The 25,077-nt window shown below is 69.8% G+C and carries 21 protein-coding genes and 1 tRNA gene; 15 read left to right on the forward strand and 7 right to left on the reverse strand.

All coding sequences use genetic code 11. From position 1 onward, the window contains the following. Positions 1-7: 7 nt before the first annotated feature. Entirely contained in the window at positions 8-1,660 is a 1,653-nt protein-coding gene (locus ACZ4S3_RS26505; RefSeq protein WP_467938286.1) for an MFS transporter, read from the forward strand. A 45-nt stretch (positions 1,661-1,705) separates the two neighbouring features. Here ACZ4S3_RS26505 and ACZ4S3_RS26510 read toward each other — a convergent pair whose 3' ends face one another. The 4 genes from ACZ4S3_RS26510 to ACZ4S3_RS26525 all read right to left on the reverse strand — a co-directional run bounded on the left by ACZ4S3_RS26510 (position 1,706) and on the right by ACZ4S3_RS26525 (position 7,967). Beyond that, positions 1,706-2,710, reverse strand: coding sequence for a cellulose-binding protein (locus tag ACZ4S3_RS26510; RefSeq protein WP_467938288.1), 1,005 nt, complete (start codon positions 2,708-2,710; stop codon positions 1,706-1,708). Between the two features lie 155 nt (positions 2,711-2,865). Further along, a complete protein-coding gene (locus ACZ4S3_RS26515) occupies positions 2,866-3,912 on the reverse strand; it encodes an LCP family protein (RefSeq protein ID WP_467938289.1) in 1,047 nt (348 codons plus the stop codon). A 187-nt stretch (positions 3,913-4,099) separates the two neighbouring features. Next, positions 4,100-6,979, reverse strand: a complete 2,880-nt coding sequence (locus ACZ4S3_RS26520; protein ID WP_467938291.1) for an SUKH-4 family immunity protein — start codon at positions 6,977-6,979, stop codon at positions 4,100-4,102. A gap of 7 nt (positions 6,980-6,986) precedes the next feature. Beyond that, positions 6,987-7,967, reverse strand: a complete 981-nt coding sequence (locus ACZ4S3_RS26525) for an HNH endonuclease (RefSeq protein WP_467938292.1) — start codon at positions 7,965-7,967, stop codon at positions 6,987-6,989. 319 nt (positions 7,968-8,286) lie between these two features. Between ACZ4S3_RS26525 and ACZ4S3_RS26530 the strand changes: the two genes are divergently transcribed. Together ACZ4S3_RS26530 and ACZ4S3_RS26535 are read left to right on the forward strand one after the other, a co-directional pair. Next, positions 8,287-8,805 carry a YwqJ-related putative deaminase gene (locus ACZ4S3_RS26530; RefSeq protein WP_467938293.1) on the forward strand — a complete coding sequence of 173 codons (519 nt, stop codon included), beginning with the start codon at positions 8,287-8,289 and terminating at the stop codon, positions 8,803-8,805. Between the two features lie 8 nt (positions 8,806-8,813). Next, positions 8,814-9,362 carry an SUKH-3 domain-containing protein gene (locus ACZ4S3_RS26535; RefSeq protein WP_467938295.1) on the forward strand — a complete coding sequence of 183 codons (549 nt, stop codon included), beginning with the start codon at positions 8,814-8,816 and terminating at the stop codon, positions 9,360-9,362. A 21-nt stretch (positions 9,363-9,383) separates the two neighbouring features. On the opposite strand, the gene ACZ4S3_RS26540 is transcribed toward ACZ4S3_RS26535, so the two are convergent. Both ACZ4S3_RS26540 and ACZ4S3_RS26545 read right to left on the reverse strand, forming a co-directional pair. Continuing rightward, positions 9,384-10,103 (reverse strand): class I SAM-dependent DNA methyltransferase, encoded by a 720-nt coding sequence (locus ACZ4S3_RS26540; RefSeq protein WP_467938296.1) that lies wholly within the window; start codon positions 10,101-10,103, stop codon positions 9,384-9,386. Positions 10,104-10,203: 100 nt separating this feature from the next. Then, on the reverse strand, positions 10,204-11,589 hold the full coding sequence (locus ACZ4S3_RS26545) for a sensor histidine kinase (protein ID WP_467938297.1): 1,386 nt from the start codon (positions 11,587-11,589) through the stop codon (positions 10,204-10,206). A 156-nt stretch (positions 11,590-11,745) separates the two neighbouring features. Here ACZ4S3_RS26545 and ACZ4S3_RS26550 point away from each other — a divergent pair, with 156 nt between their 5' ends. The 7 genes from ACZ4S3_RS26550 to ACZ4S3_RS26580 all read left to right on the forward strand — a co-directional run bounded on the left by ACZ4S3_RS26550 (position 11,746) and on the right by ACZ4S3_RS26580 (position 17,507). Beyond that, the gene (locus tag ACZ4S3_RS26550; RefSeq protein WP_467938299.1) at positions 11,746-12,627 is read left to right on the forward strand and encodes a hypothetical protein; all 882 of its coding nucleotides are present in this window, start codon (positions 11,746-11,748) and stop codon (positions 12,625-12,627) included. An 8-nt stretch (positions 12,628-12,635) separates the two neighbouring features. Next, positions 12,636-12,706: transfer RNA gene (locus tag ACZ4S3_RS26555), tRNA-Gln, on the forward strand. 133 nt (positions 12,707-12,839) lie between these two features. Further along, the gene (gene glmU / locus ACZ4S3_RS26560; protein ID WP_467938300.1) at positions 12,840-14,297 is read left to right on the forward strand and encodes a bifunctional UDP-N-acetylglucosamine diphosphorylase/glucosamine-1-phosphate N-acetyltransferase GlmU; all 1,458 of its coding nucleotides are present in this window, start codon (positions 12,840-12,842) and stop codon (positions 14,295-14,297) included. A 99-nt stretch (positions 14,298-14,396) separates the two neighbouring features. Continuing rightward, the gene (locus ACZ4S3_RS26565) at positions 14,397-15,371 is read left to right on the forward strand and encodes a ribose-phosphate diphosphokinase (protein WP_393908514.1); all 975 of its coding nucleotides are present in this window, start codon (positions 14,397-14,399) and stop codon (positions 15,369-15,371) included. A gap of 217 nt (positions 15,372-15,588) precedes the next feature. Then, on the forward strand, positions 15,589-16,185 hold the full coding sequence (locus ACZ4S3_RS26570; RefSeq protein ID WP_467938302.1) for a 50S ribosomal protein L25/general stress protein Ctc: 597 nt from the start codon (positions 15,589-15,591) through the stop codon (positions 16,183-16,185). 113 nt (positions 16,186-16,298) lie between these two features. After that, positions 16,299-16,889, forward strand: a complete 591-nt coding sequence (gene pth, locus ACZ4S3_RS26575) for an aminoacyl-tRNA hydrolase (RefSeq protein WP_467938304.1) — start codon at positions 16,299-16,301, stop codon at positions 16,887-16,889. A gap of 93 nt (positions 16,890-16,982) precedes the next feature. Further along, positions 16,983-17,507 (forward strand): hypothetical protein, encoded by a 525-nt coding sequence (locus ACZ4S3_RS26580; RefSeq protein WP_467938306.1) that lies wholly within the window; start codon positions 16,983-16,985, stop codon positions 17,505-17,507. Between the two features lie 95 nt (positions 17,508-17,602). On the opposite strand, the gene ppc is transcribed toward ACZ4S3_RS26580, so the two are convergent. Continuing rightward, complete coding sequence (gene ppc / locus ACZ4S3_RS26585; protein WP_467938308.1) at positions 17,603-20,377, reverse strand: phosphoenolpyruvate carboxylase; 2,775 nt, start codon at positions 20,375-20,377, stop codon at positions 17,603-17,605. Positions 20,378-20,727: 350 nt separating this feature from the next. Here ppc and ACZ4S3_RS26590 point away from each other — a divergent pair, with 350 nt between their 5' ends. The 5 genes from ACZ4S3_RS26590 (at position 20,728) to ACZ4S3_RS26610 (ending at position 25,073) form a co-directional block, all read left to right on the forward strand. Continuing rightward, positions 20,728-21,708, forward strand: a complete 981-nt coding sequence (locus ACZ4S3_RS26590; protein WP_467938309.1) for an acyl-CoA desaturase — start codon at positions 20,728-20,730, stop codon at positions 21,706-21,708. Positions 21,709-21,715: 7 nt separating this feature from the next. Then, positions 21,716-22,408 (forward strand): TetR family transcriptional regulator, encoded by a 693-nt coding sequence (locus ACZ4S3_RS26595; protein WP_467938310.1) that lies wholly within the window; start codon positions 21,716-21,718, stop codon positions 22,406-22,408. A gap of 279 nt (positions 22,409-22,687) precedes the next feature. After that, positions 22,688-23,248 carry a hypothetical protein gene (locus ACZ4S3_RS26600; protein WP_467938312.1) on the forward strand — a complete coding sequence of 187 codons (561 nt, stop codon included), beginning with the start codon at positions 22,688-22,690 and terminating at the stop codon, positions 23,246-23,248. A 268-nt stretch (positions 23,249-23,516) separates the two neighbouring features. Beyond that, entirely contained in the window at positions 23,517-23,807 is a 291-nt protein-coding gene (locus tag ACZ4S3_RS26605) for a WXG100 family type VII secretion target (protein WP_467938313.1), read from the forward strand. Positions 23,808-23,858: 51 nt separating this feature from the next. Beyond that, on the forward strand, positions 23,859-25,073 hold the full coding sequence (locus ACZ4S3_RS26610) for a WXG100 family type VII secretion target (RefSeq protein WP_467938315.1): 1,215 nt from the start codon (positions 23,859-23,861) through the stop codon (positions 25,071-25,073). Positions 25,074-25,077: the final 4 nt, after the last annotated feature.

Consider the following 25,077-nt stretch of genomic DNA (forward strand, 5'->3'; position numbering starts at 1 on the left):
GGGCCCGGTGAGCGGCACCACGAAGGACAGTGACAGCGCTACGGACATAGCCAGGGGCGGCGCCCCGGGGCCCAGGCGCGGGCCCGTGGTCGCCGCCCTGATGCTCGCCATGGCGCTGGCCGCACTCGACTCCACGATCATCTCCACCGCCATCCCCCAGATCGTCGGCGACCTCGGCGGCTTCGCCGTCTTCTCCTGGCTCTTTTCCGGCTATCTCCTCGCCGTCACCGTCACCCTGCCCGTCTACGGCAAGCTCTCCGACACCTTCGGCCGCAAGCCCATCCTGATCGCCGGCATCGTGCTCTTCCTCGTCGGCTCGCTGGCCTGCGCGGGCGCCTGGAACATGGCCTCCCTGATCGCCTTCCGGGTGCTGCAGGGCCTGGGCGGCGGCGCCCTCCAGGGCACCGTCCAGACCATCGCCGCCGACCTCTACCCGATGAAGGAACGCCCCAAGATCCAGGCCAGGCTCTCCTCGGTGTGGGCCACCTCCGCGGTCGCCGGGCCCGCGCTGGGCGGGCTGCTCGCCACGTATGCCGGCTGGCGGTGGATCTTCCTGGTCAATGTGCCGGTGGGGGCGGTGGCCCTGTGGCTGATCGTCCGGCACTTCTTCGAGGACACGGAAGACAAGAAGGAAGACGCGAGGGGCCGGGCACCGGCAGGCCCGTCCCGCACCCGCCGCCCCCGCGTCGACTGGCCCGGCGCGCTCGCCATCTTCGCCTGCGGCGGCCTGCTGCTGACCGCGCTCGTCCAGGGCGGCGTCGCCTGGCCCTGGACCTCCGCCCCGTCGCTGCTGCTCTTCGCGGGTACGGCGGTGTGCGCGGCGGCCACCGTCCTGATCGAGCGCCGCGCCGCCGAGCCGATCATCCCCGGCTGGGTCTGGCGCCGCCGCACCATCTCGGCCGTCAACCTCGCGCTGGGCGCGCTGGGCCTGCTGATGGTCGCCCCGACCGTCTTTCTGCCCACCTACGCCCAGGCGGTCCTGGGCCTGGGCCCGACAGCGGCCGGCTTCGTCCTGTCCGTGATGACCCTGAGCTGGCCGGTCTCGGCGGCGTTCAGCAGCCACGTCTACAACCGCATCGGCATCCGCAACTGCGCCCTCGTCGGTATCGGCGCGGCCGCCCTGATCATGCTGGCCTTCCCGCTGCTGCCCTATCCGGGCGCCGCCTGGCAGCCCGCCCTGATCATGCTGGCGCTCGGCGCGGCCCTCGGCCTCTTCCAGCTGCCGCTGATCATCGGCATCCAGTCCTCCGTCGGCTACGCCGAACGCGGCACCGCCACCGCCTCCATACTGTTCTGCCGCCAGGTCGGCCAGTCGGTCGGCGCGGCCCTCTTCGGCGCGATCGCCAACGCCACCCTCAACGACCGTCTCGCCCACGCCCCGTCCGCCATCCGCCCCGGCCTGCCCGACGACCTCGACGCCGTCTCGCACGCCCTGGAACACGCCGGCGCCCTCACCGCCCGCGCCACCGACTACCTGCGGCGCGCCGTCGACACCACCGTCGACCACGTCTACCTCGGCGCCGCCGCGGCCGCCGCCCTCGCCCTGCTCGCCCTGCTCCTGCTGGCGCCCCGGCGCTTCCCGGTTCACGCGGATGCCCGTACACAGCGGGAACGGGACGGCGAGGCCGGGGGCGCCGAGGACGGCAGCAGGGCGAAGTAACGGGGCGCGGCAGGGACGAGGCGGGGGACGCGGACGGCGCCGGGCTCAGCCCTCCAACCGGGGGAGTTCGGTCTCGAGGGTGTCCTCGTTGTCGGGATCGGCGCCGTCGGGATCCGGTCCCTCAGGATCGGAGCCGGGGTCCGAGCCGGGGTCCGAGCCATCAGGAGTCCGGCTGTGCGGGACCTCCTCGGACCCCGGGCCCGGCTGCGGCACCACCAGCGGCGGCTCGTCCTCCAGCGCCTCCGGATCCTTCCCCGTCAGCGCCGCCAGGCTGTTGCGTACGTGCGCCATATGGGCACGGACCTCCGTGCGTTCCTCCTCGTGTTCGCGCAGCAACCGCTCCGTACCGCGCTCGATGCGCTCCACCGCCACCCGGGCCTGGGCGAGGATCGCCTTGGCGCGGTCGGCCGCCTCCTCTTCGCAGTGCCGGGCGGCCTCCTCGACCTCCGCGTGCCGGCGCCGCCGTTCGGCGAGCAGCGCATCGCCGCGCGCGTCCAGCTCGGCGACGAGCGGGGCCATCTCCGCATCCAGGCGCGCCAGTTCACGCCCGACCGCGTCCCACTCCTCGGCCTGCCGCTTCTCCTGGTCGTGCCACTGCTGCTCGGTGCGGTGCCGCATATCGGTCAGCACCGCGGCCGCCTCGCCGCGCCACTGCTCGGCATCCTCGGCCGCGGCGGCCGCCAGCTCGGCGGCCTCCGCCCGCGCCGCCGACTCGACGCGCCGAGCGTGCTCCTCCACCTCGGCCCGCAGCTCCCGCGCCGCCCGGTCCGCCACATCGCGGACCTGATCGGCGTAGCCCATCGCCTCGTCACGGACCTGCTCGGCCTCCTCCTGCGCCGCGGCCCGCAGCCGTTCGGCCTCCGACTCCGCGGTCGTCAGGATCAGCCGGGCCTGCTCGCCCAGGGACTCGAAGGTCTGCGGCGGCAGCTGCGCCACATACTCCGCCAGCTCCGCCAGCTCCGCCAGCTCCGCGGTCATCTCGTTGGAGAGCACGGTCAGCCGCGCCGCACGCTCCCAGCACGAGTCACGGTCTATTGAGAGTCCCTCCACGCGCCGATCGACGTCCTCCGGACGGTAACCGCGTCCTCGTACGGTCTCGAACCCATGAGGCGAAACCGGTGCACTCATCCCTCAAAGCCCCTTTTCTGGATCAGTCCGAAGCCGCCCTATCGCGACACTTCACCCCTCTCCCACACAAGGATGCGTCAATCGGTGCCAGAAGTCGGAATGACGGCATCGGCGCGCAAAGCGCCGAACAGCCTCTTCGCCCCGTTCTCGTCCCACAGCAGCACCTCTCCGGAGCCGCCCATCGACACGCCGGGACTGGCCACCGGGACGGTGATTGCCGCTCCGCCGCCCCCGGCTATCTCCTTCATCGACCGCGCCATTGCCAGCAGTTCGGCCGTCCCCGACCTCTCGTCCACGGCAAGCGCGGCGAGCCCCGCGCCCATCACGGGCACCAGGTGGAACGGATCGAGCAGCACCTCGGGCCCGGCCATCTCGTCCGCGACCGCACCGATCAGCTGCCGCTGCCGCTTCACCCGTCCGAGGTCACCCCGCGGGTCGGCGTAACGGGCCCGTACGAATGCCAGCGCCTGCCGCCCGCCCATCCGATGGCAGCCCGCCGCGAAGTCCGCGCCCGACCTCGTGTCCCGCAGCGGCCCGTCCAGGCACAGCCGCACCCCACCCAGCGCGTCCACGATCCGCACGAGCCCCAGAAAGTTCACCTCGGCATAGCGGTCGATGCGCAAACCCGTTGCCCGCTCGACCGTACGGGTCAGCAACCGGGGCCCGCCGTCCCCGTACGCCTCGTTGATCTTCCCCCGGCCGTGCCCCGGCACCCGGACATAGCTGTCGCGGGGCAGGCTGACCAGATAGGGGCCGTGCCGGCCGGAGTGCAGCACCATGATGGTGTCGGTGTTACGGACCACGTCATTGCCGACGTGCAGTTCCTTGCGCTGCCCGGGTGTCAGCTCGGCGCGGCTGTCGGAGCCGACCAGCAGCCAGTTCGTGCCCTTGCCCCGGGGCGGCCGACCGGCGTACTCGTCCACCGCGGCCACATGCCGGACCCGCTTCCCCGCCCATCCGTACAGCGCGGCCCCGGCCGCCACCACCAGCACCACCAGGGCCAGCAGCGTCACCAGAATCCGCCGGCGCCACGACCGCCGGCGGCGGCGCCGGCGGGGCGTCCGCCCGCCGGCCCGGTAGAGCGTCGTCGAAGACGGCAACGGTGACCGACCTATGTGCGCCATATACGCATGGTCATGGCGCCCGCCCCGTTCCGCAGGTCGAGCGCCCCGCCGTCGCGGGAACATCGTCCCGCCCCGCCGTCACGGGAACAGCGCGCCGTCCCGCCGTCACGGGAACAACGTCCCGCCCCGCCGCGTTGTGGCCCCGCAGGGGGGCTCGCACCCCCTAGGGGATCCGTTCGCCCGCCCCCTAGAGGAGCCCGTCCCACATCTGCTCGAGCAGCACCGACCACCAGGTCTCCGGCGACCCGAGCGCCGGCGGGTCGAGCGCGACCAGCTGCGCCTGGAAGTCGACGGTCCAGCGGCCCGCCTGCTCCGGCGTCAGCCCGTACCGCAGCCGCCACATCCGCCCCAGCATCGCCAGACAGCGCACGAACTCCGGCAGCCCGCTGTTGACGAACTGCGGCGTGGCGGGCTGCCCGCCCGGCCCGGCCTCCATCGGGACGGCCACGATGTTCGCGGTCCCGTACTGGACACACAGCTGACGGCCGAAGTCATTGCCCATGACGAGATACGAACCGGCATCCGGCGCCGGCTGCACCATCCGCTCCGCCGCCAGCTCCGCCAGCGTCGGCACCGGCCGGCCCGGCTGCGCCTGCGCCCAGAAGAACGGCCCGAAGTCGACCGGCAGCCCGGCCCACACCAGCATCTGCGCGACCACCTCGGGCACGCCGTGCCGCGAGACCGCCCGCTGGTCGAACCGGAAAATCCCCTGCGGCCCGAAGGACTGCTCCAGCTCCTGCCCGATCACCTGCGGCGGCACCGGGGGCACCGGCTGCACCTGCGAGGGATGCGGCAACGGCACCCGCACCGGCGCCGGCCGCGCCGGACCGTCCGCCACCTGGTGCAACTCACCCTGATGCTCGACGAGATGCCGTACGCCCTGCTGCCGCGACGCATGGTCCTTGCCGTACGCGGCGGTGTGGCTGATCCGCACCTGCGGCCAGTTGTCGCGGATCATCCGGGCGCAGTAACCGCCCGGCAGATCGCAGCACTCCAGCTCGGTGTGCAGCTCCAGCACCTGCTGCGGCGGGATGTTCATGGCGCGCAGCTCGTGCAGCAGCTGCCACTCCGGGTGCGGGGTGCCGGGCGCCGAGCGGCGCACGATCTTCTGCTCGGAGCCGTCCGGTGCGCGATAGCTGAGCACGGCCATGTAGCCGGGGCCGACGGTGGGCTGGCCGCTGGGGGCCGGGGGATAGCCGTACGAGCCCTGGGCACCGGGGCCACCGGGAACCGGCACGCCGGGCGGGGGCATGGCGGGGCCGGCGGGCGGGGGCATGGCGGGGCCGGGTGCCACCGGGGGCATCCCCGGCGCACCGGGGCCGGGACCGCCGGGGCCACCGAGGCCACCGGGACCGCCGAGCGCCGCACCGCCGGCGAGCATCGTCGCGGCGGCATGCACCCCGCCACCGCCGGTGCCCCCCGCGACGGGCGGGGCGGGCGCCGGCGGATGCGGACCCCCTCGACCACTCTGTCCGGCCTGGCCACCCGCGCCACGACCGCCCGCGCCCGGCTTTCCGGGCGGGCCGGGCGGCTTGGGCGCACCGGGCGGGCCGGGCGGCGAGGGCGGCGGCGGCGGCGGTACGGAGCCGGGCCCACCGGCACCGCCGAGGCCGGCCTGCAGGGCCGCACCGTCGGCGAGCATCGTCGCCGCGGCATGCACACCGCCCGCGGGCGGGGCAGGCGGCGCCCCAGGACCGGAGCCCTGCGCACCGTCGGCGCCGGACGCACCCGCCTCACCCCGCGGCCCGTCCACCGCACTCAGATCCAGCTCCGCCGCATCCAGCTGCGAGACCAGCTGCGTCGGTACGTAACCACCCGCCGGCGCACCGGGCGCACCCGGGCCGGACGCCGCAGGGCCGCCGGCCGGCCGCGCCGCGGCCTTGCCCGTCACGGCGTCCGCGATCTCCGCGGGGTCGGGCCGCTGCCCGGCCCGGCCCGCGCCGGGCGTACCGGGCGCGCCAGGGGGCGGCGGCGGACCACCGGCGCTGCTTCCCGCACCCCCGGCGCTCCCGGCGTTTCCGGCGTTTCCGGGCAGCGAGGAGCCGTCGGCGAGCATCGTCGCCGCGGCATGCACACCGCCGCCCACGGGCGGCGCGGGCGGCGGCATACCGGGGCCGGGAGCACCGGGCGCACCGGCGCCCGGCGGGGGCGGTACATCGGCGGCCGGCGGACCGGACGGCGGCGGCATGTCCGACAGCCCCGGCGCCACGGGCGGGGCGGGCGGCATCGGCGGCGGCGCGGGCAGCCCACCCGGACGGCCGTCCGCGCCACCCGGCGCCGGCACCGCCGGAGCAACCTGCGTACGAGGCAACTGACTGCCGCCATGCAGCAGTTCGGTCTTCGCGTCCGGCCGTGCGCGCGGCGTCGAGGGCGGGGTGTCGTCCGACTCGTCGAAACCGGATAGCGGAGCCGCGAACACCGTCTCGGGCAGCCCCACCGACCGGTCCTCGGACCCGCCGTCGCCGGTGGTGTCCGCCTCGGCCCACGGGGTCGACGGTGCCGACGCGGCGGCACCCGCCACGGCGCCGTCCGCACCCCCGGCCACCGGCGCCGAAGCCGGCACAGAAGCAGAAGCAGGAGGTGACACAGCGGCCGGCGCAGGAGCGGGATCCGCCGACGGGGCCGGAACGGACGAGGGAGCGGGCGCCGGAGCCGGAGCCCCACCACCGCTCTCGCGCCGCCGGTCCGGAATCCCGATCGCGTCCGCCGCCTCCTGCAACCACTCCGGCGGCGTCAGCAAAAACGACGTCGCCTCCAGATCCACCCGCTGCGGCGACGGCTCGGCCGCCCCGTACCCGCCGTCGACCGGCGCGGCGTACTCCTCCTCGTACCGGCGGATCACCTCACCCACCGGCAGCCCCGGCCACAGCGTCGTCTCCCCGCTGTCCCGCGCGATCACCAGCCGGCTGCGGCCCCCGTCACCACTGGGGCCCCCGTCGCGGTCCTCGGCCCAGGCCACAAAACCCAGATCGAACTCCCGCACCCGCACCTCACGATGCTGCGGCGCCGGCACATCGCCGTTGACCCAGCGCTCCGCGCGCTCCTGCGCCTGCGCGAACGTCACCATCGCGCGCTCACCCCTCCACCGGAACGGCGTGCGCAAAGCCACCGTCCACCATCAGGTTCGCCACGGTCTCCAGCTCCGGCGGATTGCCCGCCAGCCGCTGCAGGAAATCATCGAAATCCGCACCACACGGCAACAGCAGCCGCTCCACCCGCTCCTGCACCGACAGACCGTCACGGTCCCGGGCATCGTCGTACGGACAGAACCACACCGTGCCCAGCGCCTCACCGCGCACCTTCACCGCGACCACACCGCCCTGCACGAACGTCACACCCAGATAGTCCTTGGTGAAGTGATCCCGCAAGCACTTGTTCACATACACGAGGTCATTGACCGCCGCGTCATCGCGCACCGTGAAGAACGGCTGGTCCACCAGCAGCCCCAGCTCCGCATCGAGCGCCGCCCCCACCGGCGCACACCCGCCCGCCGCCTTCAGGAACGAGCGGTACGCACCGGGCAGGCGGTAGCCGAGCGTCTCCTCGGCCTGCGCCACCTGCTCCTCGCCCACCGACAGATCACGGCGCGGCAGCCCGAAATGCACCGGCCGGGTCTCCTGCAGCGGCCGCGTACCCCGCTTCTCGTGCTCGACGTGGGCCGTCGCCAGCCCACCGTGATGCCGCAGCAGCGCCTTCACCTCGGCGGGGACCAGCTCCATCCGCCGCGTACCGGGCACGTGATGCCAGGTCCAGCCGTGCGGCGTCGCCACCGACGGTACGTCTATCCACAGCTCATGCCCCTGCGCGTGCAAGGCCGCATTCGCCGACACATAGTCCGTCAACCGCAGCTCATCGACACCGAAGCCCTCCGGCGGCTCGGCGATCTCCGCCGCCGCCCGCGCATACGGCGAGAACTCCGGGAAACCGTTCCCGTCCACCCGCACCCCCGCGGGATACCGGGCGGCCCGCACCGGGTCCGGGAAATGCACGACCTGCCCGGCGTAGGCCGTGTTCGGTGGCGCGGCATGCTGCTGCCCGAGCCGACCTGTCGTCATCGCGGTTGCCCCCTGGCTGGATCTGGCTTTGAGGCACAGCCTATGCCGTGCCGCAACACCCTCCCGCCGCCCCCGGGGCCACCCACGTCAGCCCGCATACACACCACCCACACCCCCTCCCGGGTGTCCTCCGACCGTCGTAAGCCACCCCGCCCGCCGACCCCGCTTCCCCCGCCGACCAGCCCTGTTCCACCCCCGGCCGACGAACCGTCACACACCAGTGACATCGCCGACAGCACGCCCGACTACCGCAACACCCAGCACATTTGGCAGGCTGGCCCCGCAACCGGGGGGATTGCAGGGAGGGAAAGCACCAACCATGAGCACCACCGCACATCAGCACACCGCCGCCAACGGCGACCCCCGCGTCGGCTGGAGCGCCACCGCCGACGCCGATCGCGCGCCCGGCCTTGCCCACCGCCGCGACGGCATCCTCCCCACCGTCGGCGCCGCCCTGTCAGTACGCGGACAAACCCTCACCTGCACGGCAAGCAAAGCCGAACAGCCCCCCGCCCTGCACCCCCTCGTCCAGGACTTCCTCGACACCCTCGGCACCGCACAACGCGAACGCTTCACCGGCCGCTGCCCCGAAGCCGTACTGCTCTCCCGCCACCTCACCGCGGTCGAGGCAAACCGCAGCAAACGCGCCTCCCGCAAACCCCTCACCAACGGCGAAGCCCGCCGCTCCCTGAAACACTCCAAGATCACCGCACGCCATATCCGCGAGGACGGCGACCCCCGGCACGGCAGCTACGCCCCACCCTGCCGCTCCTGCGACGCGCTCCTCGCCCACTTCGGCGTCATGCCCATCGGCGGCACGACGCCCACAGGGAGCTGACCGCCACCATGCCCGCCACCACCCCGCCCCCCGGCCGGGAGCGCACCGACTCCACCCGCTTCCCCGCCGCCGTCGACGTCGCCCTCCAGCAGGCCGGCTGGGAACCGGGTCGCTGGGACATAAAGCAGGCCGAACACTGGGCCGACACCCTCCGCGCCCACGCCTCCCCCGCCGGCCACCGCCACACCGTCTTCCCCGCCGCCGTCGAAGCCTGGGCCGAATTCGGCGGCCTGCGCATCACCGGCCCCGGACCCGGCCGCCACATCGCCCCCACCCCCTTCACCATCAACCCCCTGCACGGCCTCCACCTCGCCCGCACCCTCGGCGACCTCGGCCGCGCCCTCGACACCGACGTCGCCCCCCTCGGCCAGGAAGAAATCCCCGACGCCAACGGCACCCCCGCCGGCCAGGCCGTCCTCGCCATCGACGCCCAAGGCCGCATCTACAGCCTCGACCACACCGGCGACTGGTACCTCGGCCCCGGCATCGACCACGCCCTGGGCACCCTCGTCCTGGGCACCCGCCCGGCCCGCCTCGAGGTGGCACCGCAAGGGTGACCCACCCGGGACGGGCCCGCCCTAGCCGACGGGCTTACCCGCCAGCAGATACGCCTGCGGCACCTTCTCCGACTTCTCCGACCGGACCGGCTCCCGCACCAGCCGCGCCTGAACATCAAACCCGGCCGCCCGCAGCTGCCCGGCGACACGGTCCGGCGAGAGCCGATGGAAAACCAGCGACACCTCGCGCCCGAACGCCTCCGAGAAGCGCAACGGCTCCTCCCCCACCTGGAACGCCAACACAAGCCAGCCCCCCGGCGCCAGCACCCGATAGAACTCCGCCAGCACGCCCGAAACCGCCTCCGGCGCGATGTGGATCAGCGAATACCAGGCCATCACACCGGCGAGCGCCCCGTCCGCCACATCCAGGGCCGTCATCGACCCCTGCTCGAAACGCACCCCCGGATGCTCCCGACGCGCCAGCGCCACCATCTCCGGCGACAGATCGACCCCGGACACCTCCAGCCCCAGCCCGTGCACATAGGCCGTCACCCAGCCGGGCCCGGACCCCACATCCAGCACCCGCCCCCCGCCACCGGCCCGCACGAACTCGGCAAACGCCCCGAGCATCGCCCGCCCCAGCGCCTCGCGCTCGAACTCACCCCGGAAGTGGTCGGTGTACGCGGTGGCGATGGCGTCGTAGCCCGCGCGGGTGGTGCGCAGGTAGGAAGGCTCGGCCACGGAAGGCTCGGTTGCAGAGGGGCCGGCCGCAGACGGGCCGGTCACGGAAGCATCGGTCATGACCATGACCGTAGTCCGCCGCGCTGACCCCGCAGCCGACCTTCACCACACCACTACGACGCCACCCGCCACGACGACACCGGAGGCGACCACACCGGCATCACCCACCGGCACCGGCCCCCACCGGCACAACAGCCGACACCCGAAAGCCCCCCGCCTCCGTCGGCCCCGACACAAACACACCCCCAAGAGCTGTCACCCGCTCCCGCATCCCCACCAGGCCATTGCCCCCACTGGGCAACCCCGCATCCGTCGCCCCCCGCTCCGACGGACCGTTCTCCACCTGAACCGCCACCTCATCCGCCCGATGCGCCAACCGCACCCGAGCCCGCGCACCCGGCGCATGCTTGTGCACATTCGTCAGCGCCTCCTGCACCACCCGGTACACGGTCTGCTCCACCGCCGCCGCATACCGACGCCCCGCCACGGCACCCTCGTCACCGTCGTCCGACTGCTCCGACAACTCCACCGCCATCCCGGCCGCCCGGGACTGCCCCACCAAATCCCCCAGCTCCGCCAGACACGGCCCCTCACCATCCGGCCCCGCCGACGCCGCCACCTGCGGCCGCGACCGGGGCTTCGCCTTCTCCGCCATCGCCACCAAACGCTCCGGCGCATCCGACCCCGAAGCACCCCGCACCGCCGCCCCCTCGGCCGTACGCAACACCCCCAGCATCTCCCGCAGCTCCGTCAACGCCTGCCGCCCCATATCCCCCACCAGCGCGGCATTCTTCGACGCCTTCTCCGGATCCTTCAACGCCACCGCCTGCAACGCCGCCGCATGCACCACCATCAAACTCACCCGGTGCGCCACCACGTCGTGCATCTCCCGCGCGATCCGCGTCCGCTCCTCGTTACGGGCCCACTCCGCCCGCTCCTCGGCCCGGTCCGCCAGCAGCGACAGCTCCCGCTCCAGACCGTCCGCCCGCTCCCGCAAACTCTCCACAAGCCGCCGCCGGGCCCCCACATACAGACCCCACAACACCGGCGGCGCCGTCATCACCAGCCCCACCGCAACCGACATCGCCGGCACCACCCACACCGGTGGGCTGAACTCCTCCCGCGACACCACGTCGTGCTGCAGGCTGAGGTACGTCGTCACCAGTGTCCCGACCACCGTCATCCCGGCCAGCAACGCCGTGATCCGCCGCGGCACATCCGACGCCGCCAGCGTGTACAGCCCGATGACCCCCAGCAGCGCACCCATCTCCGCCGGCATCACCGCAATCGACACCAGCACCACCACGACCGGCCACCGCCGCCGCAGCAACAAAACCGGCCCCGCCACCAGGCCGAGCAACATCCCGACCAGCTCCGGCAGCCCCGCCCCGTGCGCAAAGGGAATCCCCTCGAACACGCACTCCACCGTCGAAGCGGCCGCCAGCGCCACATCCAGCACGGCACTCCGCCGCCGGGCCCACCACCACGGCCCACCCCCGGGCGCGCCCCGCGCCCGCACACCTTCACTTGCCCCCGTCGCGCTCATACGGACCAGCGTAAGGGCGCCCGACCGGGTCGCTTCGGTGAGTGCACCAGCACACGCCAGGCCCATTACGCGCCACTACCGCCATATATCGCTCGAACCAGCGAATCGCCCGAATTTTCGACCCTTGCACGGCGTGACGGACGACACCCTGTTCCCATGACGCACACACGTCGGGATCACCCCGACTACGAAGCCTTACGAGCGCAGGCGGTGCCCCTGCGCCGGGCGGGGCTCAGCCGCCGGCAGATCCGCGATCGCCTCCACGTCCACAACAACGACATCCTCAACCGCCTCCTGGAGGGCGTCCCGGTCCCGGAGGGGACCAAGCGCCCGAACGCCAAGGACGACCTGCGCGACAAGGCCCGCGAGCTCCGCAAGCAAGGAAAGACCTACGACGAGATCCAGGTCGAGCTGGGCTGCTCGAAGAGTTCGATCTCGCTGTGGGTGCGGGATCTGCCGAAGCCGGCGCCGCGCCGCACCCCCTCGGAACAGGCGCGACTCGCCGTCCGAAAGCGGTGGGAGCACGAACTGACGGTGCGCGACGAGGAACGCCGGCAGACAAAGACCGCAGCAGCCCGAGAAGTCGGCGCACTGTCCGACCGGGAACTCCTCCTCGTCGGAGCCGCTCTCTACTGGGCCGAGGGATCCAAGGACAAGCCCTACGACCGGCGGGAGTACGTCCTCTTCGTCAATAGCGACCCAGGCGTCATCCAGCTCTACCTCGCATGGCTGCGCCTGCTCGAGGTGGAACCGGAGCGAGTGGGCTACCGCGTGATGATCCACGAAACAGCCGACGTGACGGCGGCCGAGCGCTACTGGGCCGACCTCGTCGGTGTCGACGTCGCCACGTTCCAGAAGACCACCATCAAAAAACACAACCCCAAGACCGTCCGCAAGAACGTCGGTGACGCCTACCACGGCTGCCTAGTGGTCCGAGTGCTACAAAGTGCAGAGCTATACCGTCGCATCGAGGGCTGGTGGTACGGCATAGTGTTGGATGCCAAGCGGGCGGACGAGCGAAACGATCGGCCCGCTTGACTGTACCCTCCCCCATGGTGTAAGGGCAGCACAACGTCTTTTGGTGTCGTCGGTCGAGGTTCGAATCCTCGTGGGGGAGCAACTGCTACGACTAAGCAAAGTTCGGGTCCTGACCGCTCGGTCAGGACCCGCGTTCGTTTCGGCAGTCCTACGCCCCGGTATCCTTCGGATGACCACCACCCGAAGTAGCCAAGAAGCCGAAGGGCATCCCCGTGAGCGCCAACCGCCCGGCAGCCGTCGTCGTTCTCGCAGCGGGTGAGGGCACCCGCATGAAGTCGGCGACCCCCAAGGTCCTGCACGCGATCTGCGGCCGCTCCCTCGTCGGACATGTCGTCGCCGCCTCGCACGAGCTCGACCCCGAGCATCTCGTCGTGGTCGTCGGCCATGCCCGTGCGCAGGTGCAGGCGCACCTCGCCGAGGTCGACCCGGCCATCCGTACCGCCGTGCAGCACGAGCAGCGTGGCACCGGTCACGCCGTACGCATCGGTCTGGAGGAGCTGGCCGGCGAGGGGGTCACCCTCGACGGCACGGTCGTCGTCGTGTGCGGCGACACCCCGCTCCTGACCGGCGAGACCCTCAAGCAGCTCAGCGACACCCACGCGGCCGACAAGAACGCCGTCACCGTCCTGTCGGCCGAGGTTCCGGACTCGACGGGTTACGGCCGCATCGTGCGGGACGGGACGAGCGGTGCCGTCACCGCGATCGTGGAGCACAAGGACGCGACCGAGGCGCAGCGGGCGATCCGGGAGATCAATTCCGGGGTGTTCGCGTTCGATGCCAAGTTGCTGGTGGATGCGCTGGGCAAGGTGCGTACGGACAACAGTCAGGGTGAGGAGTACCTGACGGATGTCCTCGGCATCGTGCGTGAGGCGGGGCATCGGGTCGGCGCGGCCCTGGCGGGCGATCATCGCGAGATTCTGGGGATCAACAACCGTGTGCAGTTGGCGGAGGCGCGTCGGCTGCTGAACGAGCGGTTGCTGGAGCGGGCGATGCTGGCCGGTGTGACGGTCGTGGATCCGGCGTCGACGTGGGTGGATGTGACTGTCGAGTTCGAGCCGGATGCGGTGGTGCAGCCGGGTACGCAACTGCTCGGGGTCACGCGTATCGGTGGCGGCGCGGAGGTCGGGCCGAATTCCCGGCTTACGGACACGGTCGTCGGTGCGGGTGCTGTGGCGTCGTTCACGGTGGCGGAGGGTGCGCGTATCGGGGACGGGGCGAGTGTCGGTCCTTACGCGTATCTGCGGCCGGGTACGGATCTTGGCCCGAAGGCGAAGGCCGGTACGTACGTGGAGATGAAGAACGCGTCGATCGGGGAAGGTACGAAGGTGCCGCATCTTTCTTACGTGGGGGATGCGACCATCGGCGAGTACTCGAACATCGGTGCCGCGAGTGTGTTTGTGAATTACGACGGTGAGGCGAAGCATCACACCACGGTTGGTTCACATTGCAAGACGGGGTCGGACAACATGTTTGTGGCTCCTGTCACGATCGGGGACGGCGCGTACACCGCGGCCGGCTCGGTGATCACCAAGGATGTGCCCCCGGGTTCGCTGGCGGTCGCGCGTGGCCAGCAGCGGAATATCGAGGGTTGGGTCGCGCGTAAGCGGCCCGGAAGCGCCGCCGCGCAGGCCGCTTCGGCAGCTCGCCAGGAGTCCGAAGGCGAGCGGTGACCGGGGTGGGGGAACCTCCCAGCGTTAGCTGGGGGAGGGTGCGCCGTGCGGGGCGTACCGTGATGAGCGCACGCAAACAGGAATTCGAGGAGATTTGCTGTGACCGGGATCAAGACGACCGGCGAGAAGAAGCTGATGCTCTTCTCCGGCCGCGCCCACCCCGAGCTGGCCGAGGAGGTCGCGCACCAGCTGGGTGTGGGCCTGGTCCCGACGAAGGCATTCGACTTCGCCAATGGTGAGATCTATGTCCGCTATCAGGAGTCGGCGCGTGGTGCGGACTGCTTTTTGATTCAGAGCCATACGGCTCCGATCAATAAGTGGATCATGGAGCAGTTGATCATGATTGATGCGCTGAAGCGGGCTTCGGCCCGGAGCATCACCGTGGTTGTGCCGTTCTACGGGTATGCGCGTCAGGACAAGAAGCACCGTGGACGGGAGCCGATTTCGGCCCGTCTGATCGCGGATTTGATGAAGACCGCGGGTGCGCACCGTGTGGTGACGGTGGATCTGCACACGGATCAGATCATGGGCTTCTTCGATGGCCCGGTGGATCATCTTTTCGCGCTGCCGGTTCTTGCGGACTATGTGGGTGCGAAGGTCGACCGCGACAAGCTGACGGTGGTGTCGCCGGACGCGGGCCGGGTGCGGGTTGCCGACCGTTGGTGTGACCGTCTGGGTGCTCCGCTGGCGATTGTGCACAAGCGGCGTGACAAGGACGTGGCGAATCAGGTCACGGTGCATGAGGTCGTCGGTGATGTGAAAGACCGGGTGTGTGTCCTGGTCGACGACATGATCGACACGGGTGGCACGATTTGTGCGGCGGCGGATGCGCTGTTCGCGAATGGTGCGGCGGATGTGATCGTGACGGCGACGCACGGCGTGCTGTCGGGTCCGGCCGCGGACCGGCTGAAGAATTCGAAGGTGAGTGAGTTCGTGTTCACGAATACGCTGCCGACGCCTTCGGAGCTGGAGCTGGACAAGATCACGGTGCTGTCGATGGCGCCGACGATTGCGCGGGCGCTGCGTGAGGTGTTCGAGGACGGTTCGGTGACGAGCCTCTTCGAGGAGCAGTGATCTCGGGTCGATCGCGGGTGTGATCTGGGTGGTGATCCAGGTCGGCGCTTAGATCCATTTTGGGGCGGCCTTCCCGCCGGGTAGACTCATGGAGTTGCTCGGCGAGGGAGGCCGCACTTTTGTGTGGCTGGTCCGTTATCGACGCGCTCTTCGTAGCAGGTCTGTCGTGGGCCGGGTGACGCCCACCAGATTTTTCTGAGATACGAGGAGTGCAGTCATGGCTGAGGTCAAGCTCGCCGCTGAGGTGCGTACCAACTTCGGTAAGGGCGCTGCCCGCCAGACCCGTCGCGAGAACAAGGTTCCGGGCGTCATCTACGGTCACGGTGCCGAGCCGCAGCACGTCGCGATCGACAGCCACGCGCTGATGATGGCTCTGAAGACCCCGAACGTTCTGCTCAACCTGGACGTCGATGGCAAGAGCGCGCTGGTCATCCCGAAGGCTGTGCAGCGTGAGGCCATCCGTGGCTTCCTGGTGCACGTGGACTTCCTGGCCGTGAAGAAGGGCGAGAAGGTCACCGTCGAGCTGCCGATCCACATCGAGGGTGAGCTGGCCGCGGGCGGCAACCTGCTCGAGCACGTGCTGAACACCCTGCCGGTCGAGGCGGAGGCCACCCACATCCCGGAGTCGGTCACCATCTCCATCGCGGGTCTGGACGCCGGCAGCTCGGTGCTCGCCAAGGACATCACGCTGCCGTCGGGTTCCTCGCTGGCCGTCGATGGCGACGCCGTGGTGCTGCAGGTTGTCGCGGCGCAGGCCGAGGCGCCGGCCGAGGCGTCCGCCGAGGGTGAGGGCGAAGCGTCCGCCGAGGCCTGATCCTCTTTCGGGGCGGCCGGTGCCGGTGTGCCCCGGGCATTCGTTTTGTTTTGTGACCGTCGTTCCGTGCCCTCGGCACGGGGCGACGGTCGCGTCGTTGAAGGAGCATGCAGATGACGGATGCAGAGGGCCCCTGGCTGATTGTGGGTCTCGGCAATCCTGGTCCTGAGTACGCGGCGAACCGGCATAACGTCGGTTTCATGGTCGCCGACCTTCTGGCCGAGCGTGTCGGCGGGCGTTTCAAGGCGCACAAGGCGCGGGCGCAGGCGGTGGAGGGGCGGATCGGTGCGCCGGGTGCGGGGAGTCGTCGGGTGGTGGTGGCGAAGCCGATGTCTTTCATGAATCTGTCGGGTGGTCCGGTCACTGCTCTGCGGGATTTCTACAAGGTGCCGGTGGCCAACATCATTGCTGTTCACGATGAGTTGGATATTGATTACGGTGCGCTGCGCTTGAAGCTGGGTGGCGGTGACAACGGCCATAACGGTTTGAAGTCGATCACGAAGTCGTTGGGTGCGGAGTATCACCGGGTGCGGTTCGGGATCGGCCGTCCGCCGGGTCGTATGCAGGTGGCGGATTTTGTGCTCAAGGACTTTTCGTCGGCGGAGCGCAAGGAGCTGGATTACTTCGTGGACCGTGCGGCGGATGCGGTGGAGGCGTTGGTCGTGGACGGTTTGGAGCGGGCGCAGAGCACGTACAACACGTGATGCGGTGCGCGAAATGGGGCAGCGCGGGGCAGGGGCTGACGAACCGTATGCGGGAGGTTGACCGGGCGCTGTTGATGGCCAAGGATCGCCGCCATGCCCAGAAGCAGTACGCGTACCAGTTCGGTCAAACGCAGTCGCACCCGTCGGGTGGGTGAGAGCGCCTATGGGGCGTTGCTTGTCGCCAGGATGGGGTTGATGGGGCTGCTGGCGCTGCTGTTGTTGGTGGCGGGTGTGTGGACGTCGTGGAATACGGCGCAGTACGCGATGCTGGTGAAGGCGCAGGAGCGCGGCACGATGACGGTCAAGGCGTGCCATGACAAGCGGTGTACGGGTCCGTATGTGCCGACGGCGGGGGACGGCAAGCCGCGGCCTGAGGTGTCGATCGTGCAGGCTGCGGCGCCGGAGAAGGGTGAGCAGGTCGAGGTGACCGTCAAGCCGGGTACGACGCTTGCGGTGCGGACCGGGGCGGCCGGGATTTTGCATGCATGGGTGCCGTTTGCGGGGTCGTTGTTGCTGGCGGCGCTGGTGGTGGCGGGGGGCATGCGGCTGCGGCGTACGGCGTGGGTGATGGGGTTGTTCGGGGCGGTGTTGTTGGGGGCGGCGTTTGCCGCGCTGTAGGTGGCGGCCCGTTCTTCTTGTGAACGGCGGCGGCCCGCCCCTCTCGCGTATTTCGCGTGGGGCGGGCCGTCGTCGTGTGGGTGTGCCGGCGGGTGTCAGCCGGTGTTGCGGAGTCCGGCGGCGACGCCGTTGACGGTGAGCAGCAGTGCGCGGGCGAGTACCGGGTCGGCCTCCTCGCCGCGCTCGGCGGCGGTGCGCTGGCGGTGCAGCAGGGAGACCTGGAGGTAGGAGATCGGGTCGAGGTAGGCGTCGCGGATGTGGAAGGTCTGCTTGAGGACCGGGTTGGAGTCGAGGAGTTCGCTCTCGCCGGTGATGCGCAGGACTTCCTGGACCGTGAGTTCGTGTTCGGCCTTGATGACGTCGAAGACGTGCTTGAGGTCGTCGGGGACGAGGGTGTCGACGTAGTGCTGGGCGATCCGCAGGTCGGTCTTGGCGAGGGTCATCTCGACGTTGGACAGGAAGTTGCGGAAGAAGTGCCAGTGCTCGTGCATCTCGTCGAGCACGGTGTCCAGCCCCGCCTCGCGGGCGGCCTTCAGGCCCGTACCGACACCGAACCAGCCGGGGACGATCTGGCGGGACTGGGTCCAGCCGAAGACCCAGGGGATGGCGCGCAGTCCGTCGAGGCCGGCGCCGGAGTCGGGCCGGCGGGAGGGGCGGGAGCCGAGGTGGAGTTCGGCGAGCTGGTCGACGGGGGTGGAGGCGAAGAAGTACGCGGGCAGGTCGGGGTCTTCGACGAGGCGGCGGTAGGAGCCGTGGGCCGCCTCGGAGACGGTTTCCATCGCGGCGTCCCAGCGGGCGAGGGCCTCGTCGGACTGGCGGGGGGCCGTGTGCAGGGCGGAGGCCTGGAGGGTGGCGGCGACCGTCAGCTCCAGGTTTTCCCTGGCCAGGGACGGCACGAGGTACTTGTCGGAGATGACCTCGCCCTGTTCGGTGACCTTGATCTCGCCCTCCAGCGTCCCGTAGGGCTGGGCGAGGATCGCGTCGTGGGAGGGGCCGCCGCCGCGGCCGACGGTGCCGCCGCGGCCGTGGAAGAGGCGCAGCCGTACGCCGTGCCGGTGGGCGACGTCGCGCAGGAGCCGCTGGGCGCGGTGGATCTCCCACTGGGAGGTGGTGATGCCGCCGAACTTGGAGGAGTCGGAGTAGCCGAGCATGACTTCCTGGACGTCGCCGCGCAGGGCGACCAGGCGCCGGTAGGACGGGTCGGAGAGCATTTCGTCGAGCAGCTGGTCGGCGATCTTGAGCTCGTCCGTGGTCTCCAGCAGCGGGACGATGCCGATCTTGGCCCAGCCGGCGTGCAGGTCGATCAGTCCGGCCTCGCGGGCGAGGACGGCCGCCGCGAAGACGTCGTCCGATCCCTGGCACATGGAGATGATGTACGACTCGATGACCTCGGGGCCGAAGGTGTCCTTGGCCTTGAGGATGGTGCGGAAGACGCCGAGGGTCTTGGCGCCGGCCTCGTCGAGGGGGGCGGGGGTGGGGGCCAGCGGGCGGCGTGAGCGCAGTTCCTTGGCGAGGAGCTTGCGGCGGTAGTCGCGCGGCATGTCCACGTAACGCCAGGATTCTTCGCCGAGGCGGTCGAAGAGCTGGCCGAGGGCCTGGTGGTGGGCGTCGGCGTGCTCGCGGATGTCCATGGTGGCGAGCTGCAGGCCGAAGGCGGCGATGGTGCGCAGGGTGCGCTCGAGGCGGCCGTCGGCGACCAGGCCGCCGCGGTGTTCGCGCAGCGAGGTCTGGATGAGGGCGAGGTCGTCGAGGAGTTCGGCGGTGCCGAGGTAGTCGCGGCCGGGGACGTGGAGGGTGTCGCCGGCGAGGCGCTCGCGGGTGTTGAGGAGCTTTTGCCGGATGCAGGTGGCCTTGAGGCGATAGGGCTCCTCGGCGTTCAGCCGCTTGTAGCGGGGGCTGAATTCGGGGAGGAGTTCCAGGTCGCGCTTGAGCGAGTCCAGCAGTTCGTCGGTGGCGCCGCAGTTCCTGATCGAGTTCGACAGGGCGTTGCGCAGCTCATCGATGTGTTCCAGGGCGTCGGTGATCCCGTGCTCGTGCTGGAGGATCAGGACGTCCCAGGTGACCTGGGGGGTGACGTTGGGGTTGCCGTCGCGGTCGCCGCCGATCCAGGTGCCGAAGGTGAGGGGGCGGGTGCCGGCGGGCAGCTCGGTGCCGGCTCGTTCCAGCTCGGCGGCGAGGTCTTCGAGTACGTCGCCGACGGCGCCGCGTCCCAGCTCGTCCAGGTAGTAGATGGCGTTACGGGCCTCGTCGGTCGGCTCGGGGCGGGCCACCCGCAGCTCGTCGGTCTGCCAGATGAGGTCGATGTTCTCGGCGAGGCGGAGGTCGGTGCGGCGGCGCTCGGTGGCGTCCGCGTGGTCGAGGAGTTCGGCGACCTTGCGGAGCTTGGTGAGGACGGAGCGGCGGGCGGCCTCGGTGGGGTGGGCCGTGAAGACGGGCCGGACGCCGAGGTTGCGGGCGGTGGCGCGCAGGTGCTCGGGGTCGGCGTCCTTGAGCATGTCGGCGGTGCGGGCCAGGATGCCGCCTTCGGCGGCGCGCTTGGCGCGCAGTTCGCGGCCGCGGTGGACCTGCTCGGTGACGTTGGCGAGGTGGAAGTACGTGGAGAAGGCGCGTACCAGCTTGGCGGCGGTGGCCAGGTCGGTGTCGCCCAGGAGCTTGGCGGCCGCTTCGCCGTCGGAGCGGGTCAGGGCGCGTACGCGCTCGACGAGGTCGAGGAGCTCGTCGCCTTCCTGCCGGACGAGGGTTTCGCCGAGGAGGTCGCCCAGGCGGCGGATGTCGGCGCGCAGGGCGGTGTTGTCGCGGACGTCGCCGTCGGTGGGGTCCGTGTTCACGGCGGGCGCGGGCTCGGCGGCGGTGTTGTCGGCACTGCTCACAGGTGCGGCTCCTTGCAGCAATGGAGGGGCGTCGCGCCGTGACTCGTGCGAGTGCCGGCGGGCGACGGGTGGGCACGTCTGGGCTTGTGGGCGGGTTGCGGACCGCGCTGTCCGGCGTCCCCAGGATAGGTCTCCCCGAAATCGGCGGATCACACCGTCCGATTGCTGGGCAGCACGTGCGGTGAGTGACTGTGCGGGGCCTGTCACGGCCTTGCCCGGGGCGGTCTCACTGCCATACTTACGAGACCGTAGGTTACGGTCCCGTAGCCATAGCGGAATCCCCCACTCCGGGAGTGATCTTGCTTCCCGAGTTTTCCCGAGCCCCCGAGACCCCCGCCGAGGGACACCACATGACTGCTGGTCCAGAAGTCGCCGAAGAGTCACCGATTTCCACCGATTCGCCGCTTCCTTCGGCGACGCTGGGCGGCGACAGCAAGCGTTCGCTCGAACAGATCACCCTGCTGCTCTTCATCACCGTCCCGTTCGTGGCGCTGCTGGCCGCGGTGCCGCTGGCGTGGGGCTGGGGGGTGAGCTGGCTGGATCTGGCCCTGATGACGGCGATGTATTTCATCGGCTGCCACGGGATCACGATCGGCTTCCACCGCTACTTCACGCATGGCGCTTTCAAGGCGAAGCGGCCGCTGCGCATCGCCCTGGCGATCATGGGCTCGCTGGCCGTCGAGGGCCCCTTGGTCCGCTGGGTCGCCGATCACCGCAAGCACCACAAGTTCTCTGACGCCGAGGGCGACCCGCATTCGCCGTGGCGGTTCGGCGAGACGGTCCCCGCGCTGATGAAGGGCCTGTGGTGGGCGCATATGGCCTGGATGTTCGATGAGGAGCAGACCCCGCAGCACAAGTACGCGCCCGACCTGATCAAGGACGACGCGATCCGTACCGTCTCCCGCCAGTTCGTCCTGTGGACGACGGTGTCCCTCCTCATCCCGCCGCTGATCGGCGGCCTGGCCACCTGGTCCTGGCAGGGCGCCCTCACCGCCTTCTTCTGGGGCTCCATGGTGCGGGTGGCGCTGCTCCATCACGTCACGTGGTCGATCAACTCCATCTGTCACGCCGTCGGCAAGCGCCCGTTCAAGTCCCGCGACCGCTCCGGCAACGTCTGGTGGCTGGCGGTGCTGTCCTGCGGCGAGTCCTGGCACAACCTGCACCACGCCGACCCGACGTGTGCCCGGCACGGTGTGCTGAAGGGGCAGCTGGACTCCAGCGCCCGCCTCATCCGCTGGTTCGAGAGGGCGGGCTGGGCGTATGACGTCCGGTGGCCGAACGCCTCCCGCCTCGATGCCCGACGCAAGGAGAAGGCCGCCCAGGCGGCATGATTGACGAGTGGCGATCGACAACAGCAGCACGAGCAAGAGCAAGGGCAAGGACGGGCCTTCTCCGTCCGCCGGCAGCCGGCGGACCCGCAGGGTGCGGATGACCGGTGCGGAGCGCCGTGAACAGCTGCTGGACATCGGTCGCACACTCTTTGCCGACCGCGGCTTCGAGGGCACCTCGGTCGAGGAGATCGCGGCGAAGGCGGGCGTCTCCAAGCCGGTCGTCTACGAGCACTTCGGCGGCAAGGAGGGCCTGTACGCGGTGGTCGTGGACCGCGAGATGCGCCAGCTGCTCGACATGGTGACCGGCGCACTGACCGCCGGCCACCCCCGCGAACTCCTCGAACAGGCCGCGTTCGCCCTCCTCGACTACATCGAGACCTTCACCGACGGTTTCCGCATCCTGGTACGCGACTCCCCCGTCGCCCAGTCCACCGGCACCTTCGCCTCCCTGATCAGCGATATCGCCACCCAGGTGGAAGACATCCTCGGCCTGGAATTCAAGGCCCGCGGCTTCGACCCCAAACTCGCCCCCCTCTACGCCCAGGCCCTGGTCGGCATGGTCGCCCTGACCGGCCAGTGGTGGCTGAACGTCCGCAAGCCGAAGAAGGCCGAGGTGGCGGCCCATCTGGTGAACCTGGCCTGGCACGGCCTGGACGGGCTGGAGGCCAAGCCGCGGCTGATCGGGCATCGGAAGGCTTGAGGGGCTCGGCTCGGCAATGTCTCAACGGTGCGGCGTCTCGACGATGGTGTCTCAATGGCGACCCACCTGATGATCGTCTTCTGCCACACTGGTCGACCGTCGTCATATACCGCGCCTCACCGGGAACCACGAGACAGTTGTCCGGGTACGCGAGGGCCAAACCTTTGCGGAACGAGGCAAGTCGAAAACAGGAGTAATGGACCGCATGCCCGAGATAGAGCTCTGCGTTTCACGGGACAAGTCCGCGCAGCAATTCACCGCGCTGCCCGAGTGTGAGGCGTGGGGGCCCTTCAGTCGGAAATGGGTAGGTTCGCCGCCGAAACACCGCTGGCACGGATCCATCGCCACAGCGGAAGTGGCGACCACGAGCCGAACTTCACCATCACGACGCCAGCCGATCCCACCCAGACCCTGTGCACGGTCGTCCCCCAGACCGGAGCCCCTCACCCACAGACCGTGTATGCGGTGCATGACGGATCCGGCCATTTCCTCGGCCGGATCATCCGCGAGCGTTCCCCACTGGGAATTCGCCGTGCATGGCGCATAGAGGACGCGGGCAAGCAATGCAGCGCGGTCGCCCATAAGGGAACCCTCCGCGGCTGGATCGCATATTGGGCATCCTCGCCGTTCTGGGCCATTATGGCGTTGATCTTCCTGCTCAACGGTGACCTGCACCCGGGCCGTTCACTGTGGAACAAGCCCCACCGCGCCCGCTGGCGCATGCGCTCCGGCGGCGGACGGAAGGTCGCCCTCGACTTCCACTCCGGTCGATACCGCGCAGACACCGGACTGCTGGACACAAACCTCATCTACGCACAGGCTGCGCTGTACGGCGCGTAGTGCCGAGGGCCGCACAACGCCCTCCCTTCTATGGGGCGTAGCTATGCACGTATCATGCGGAAGTTTTAAGCATTCGGCGACATTTCCGACATGCCCCCTATCGGCTTTTCTTTTTCTTTGCCATATCTTTGGTATTTGACAACATTCCACATTACCCCTCTTTTACCTTTTCGCTTTCACCCCTCGGGTGATCACGATACGGTGATGAGGCGCGCCGGTCCGGGATCGTCGCGCCCATGGAATAGCCGAGCGATGGGGGAATCGCGCCGTGGCGGCAGACTTCAAAATCGACGTCGGGCGTATCCAGGAGATGCTCAAGAAGCTCTCGGATGCGGACGACCACATGCGGGACGCGCAGCAGCGCCTCAACAAGGTGGGCCCGAAGACTCTGGGCACCGACGGCCTCGACGACGCCTGTGACGAATTCCAGGATCAGTGGGGTGACGGCATCAAGCGGATCGCGAAGGCCACAAAGGATATTCACGAGAAGCTCAAGCTGACGCTGGACGCCTATAAGGCAGGCGAGGAAGAAAACTCCAAGCTGATGGGCAAGAAGTAACCAGCAGCTCAGCCCGGCACTCGAGAAAATACTGATCACAGGGGGATACGTATGTCCTGGCGCTATATGTTCATCGGCAAGGACGAGGACTGGCCCGGCATCGGATTCAATCCGGCCAAGGGGGATCTGGACCAGATCCAGGCGCTCGCTTCGGACGTGAAGTCCGTGGGCGACGAGCTGGATGAACTCGACCATATGCTCAAGTCCATCGGCAAGAGCGACGGCGCATGGGAAGGCTCGGCGGCGCAGAACTTCGCAAAGAAGCTCGGCGAGCTGCCCAAGTACCTCCGCCAGGGCAGTGAGTCCATGCACGACTGCGCGAAGGCCTTGCGGAGCTGGCACACCCATCTGCAGGGATTCCAGGACAAGGCCATACCCCTGGAGTCGGATACCGCTGCGGCCCGCAAGCAGATGAAAACCGACCAGGACCACCACCAAAAGGTGTACGACGAGTACCAGTCGCACGTCGGCGAGCAGATGGAGCAGGCTGACGCCAAGGCGCTCGCGGACAGGCTGGATTCGGCCCAGCACGCCGCCGACAGCTCCCGGGAAAAGCTGGAACATCTTGTGCGCGAGGCCGAGCGCATCTTCGCGCAGTGGAAGGACCGCGCCGGCGAGGCGGAACGCGCGATTCTCAAGGCCTCGGAGAACCACCCGCCGGACATCCACTGGTGGAACAAGGCCATCGACGGTCTGAAGGCCGGTTTCCGGGAATTCAAGGACTGGCTGGTCGACCACGCCGATCTGCTGTCGACCATCTCGTCGGGCCTGGCCGCGGCCGCGCTCGCCTGCGAGTTCGTCCCGGTTGTCGGGACGGTGGCGGGTGCCGTGCTCGCCGGTGCCTCCGCGGTCTGCGCCGCCGGCGCCATGGCGGGGCACTGGATGGGCAACGCCCGCGGGAACGGCACACCCGGCTGGAAGATTGCGGTCGACGCGCTCGGGGTGATCCCTGGCGTCGGAGGCATCGGGAAGTCGGCGTTCGCAGGCGCCAAAACAGCGCTGGGCGCCACCAAAGCGGTTGGCGCGCTGGGGAAGGCGGGCGCCGCGGCCAAGGGGCTTCTCAGAGGCGAAGAACTCGGCAAAAAGGTTTATGACGGGGTGCGGCAGCCCCTCAGCCAGAAGGGCATCAACTTTCTCCTGAAGGGGAAATTCCCGGAAGGAAAGGTACCAGCTGCCGTGGAGGCCGGTATCCAGTTGCCCATCAAGGCGGGGTCGTTCATCCATGGCGTCGAGAAGCAGCTCTCCGGTCATTCGGGAGAAAAGTAGGGTC

It is taken from the genome of Streptomyces sp. NPDC028368 (assembly GCF_055565615.1).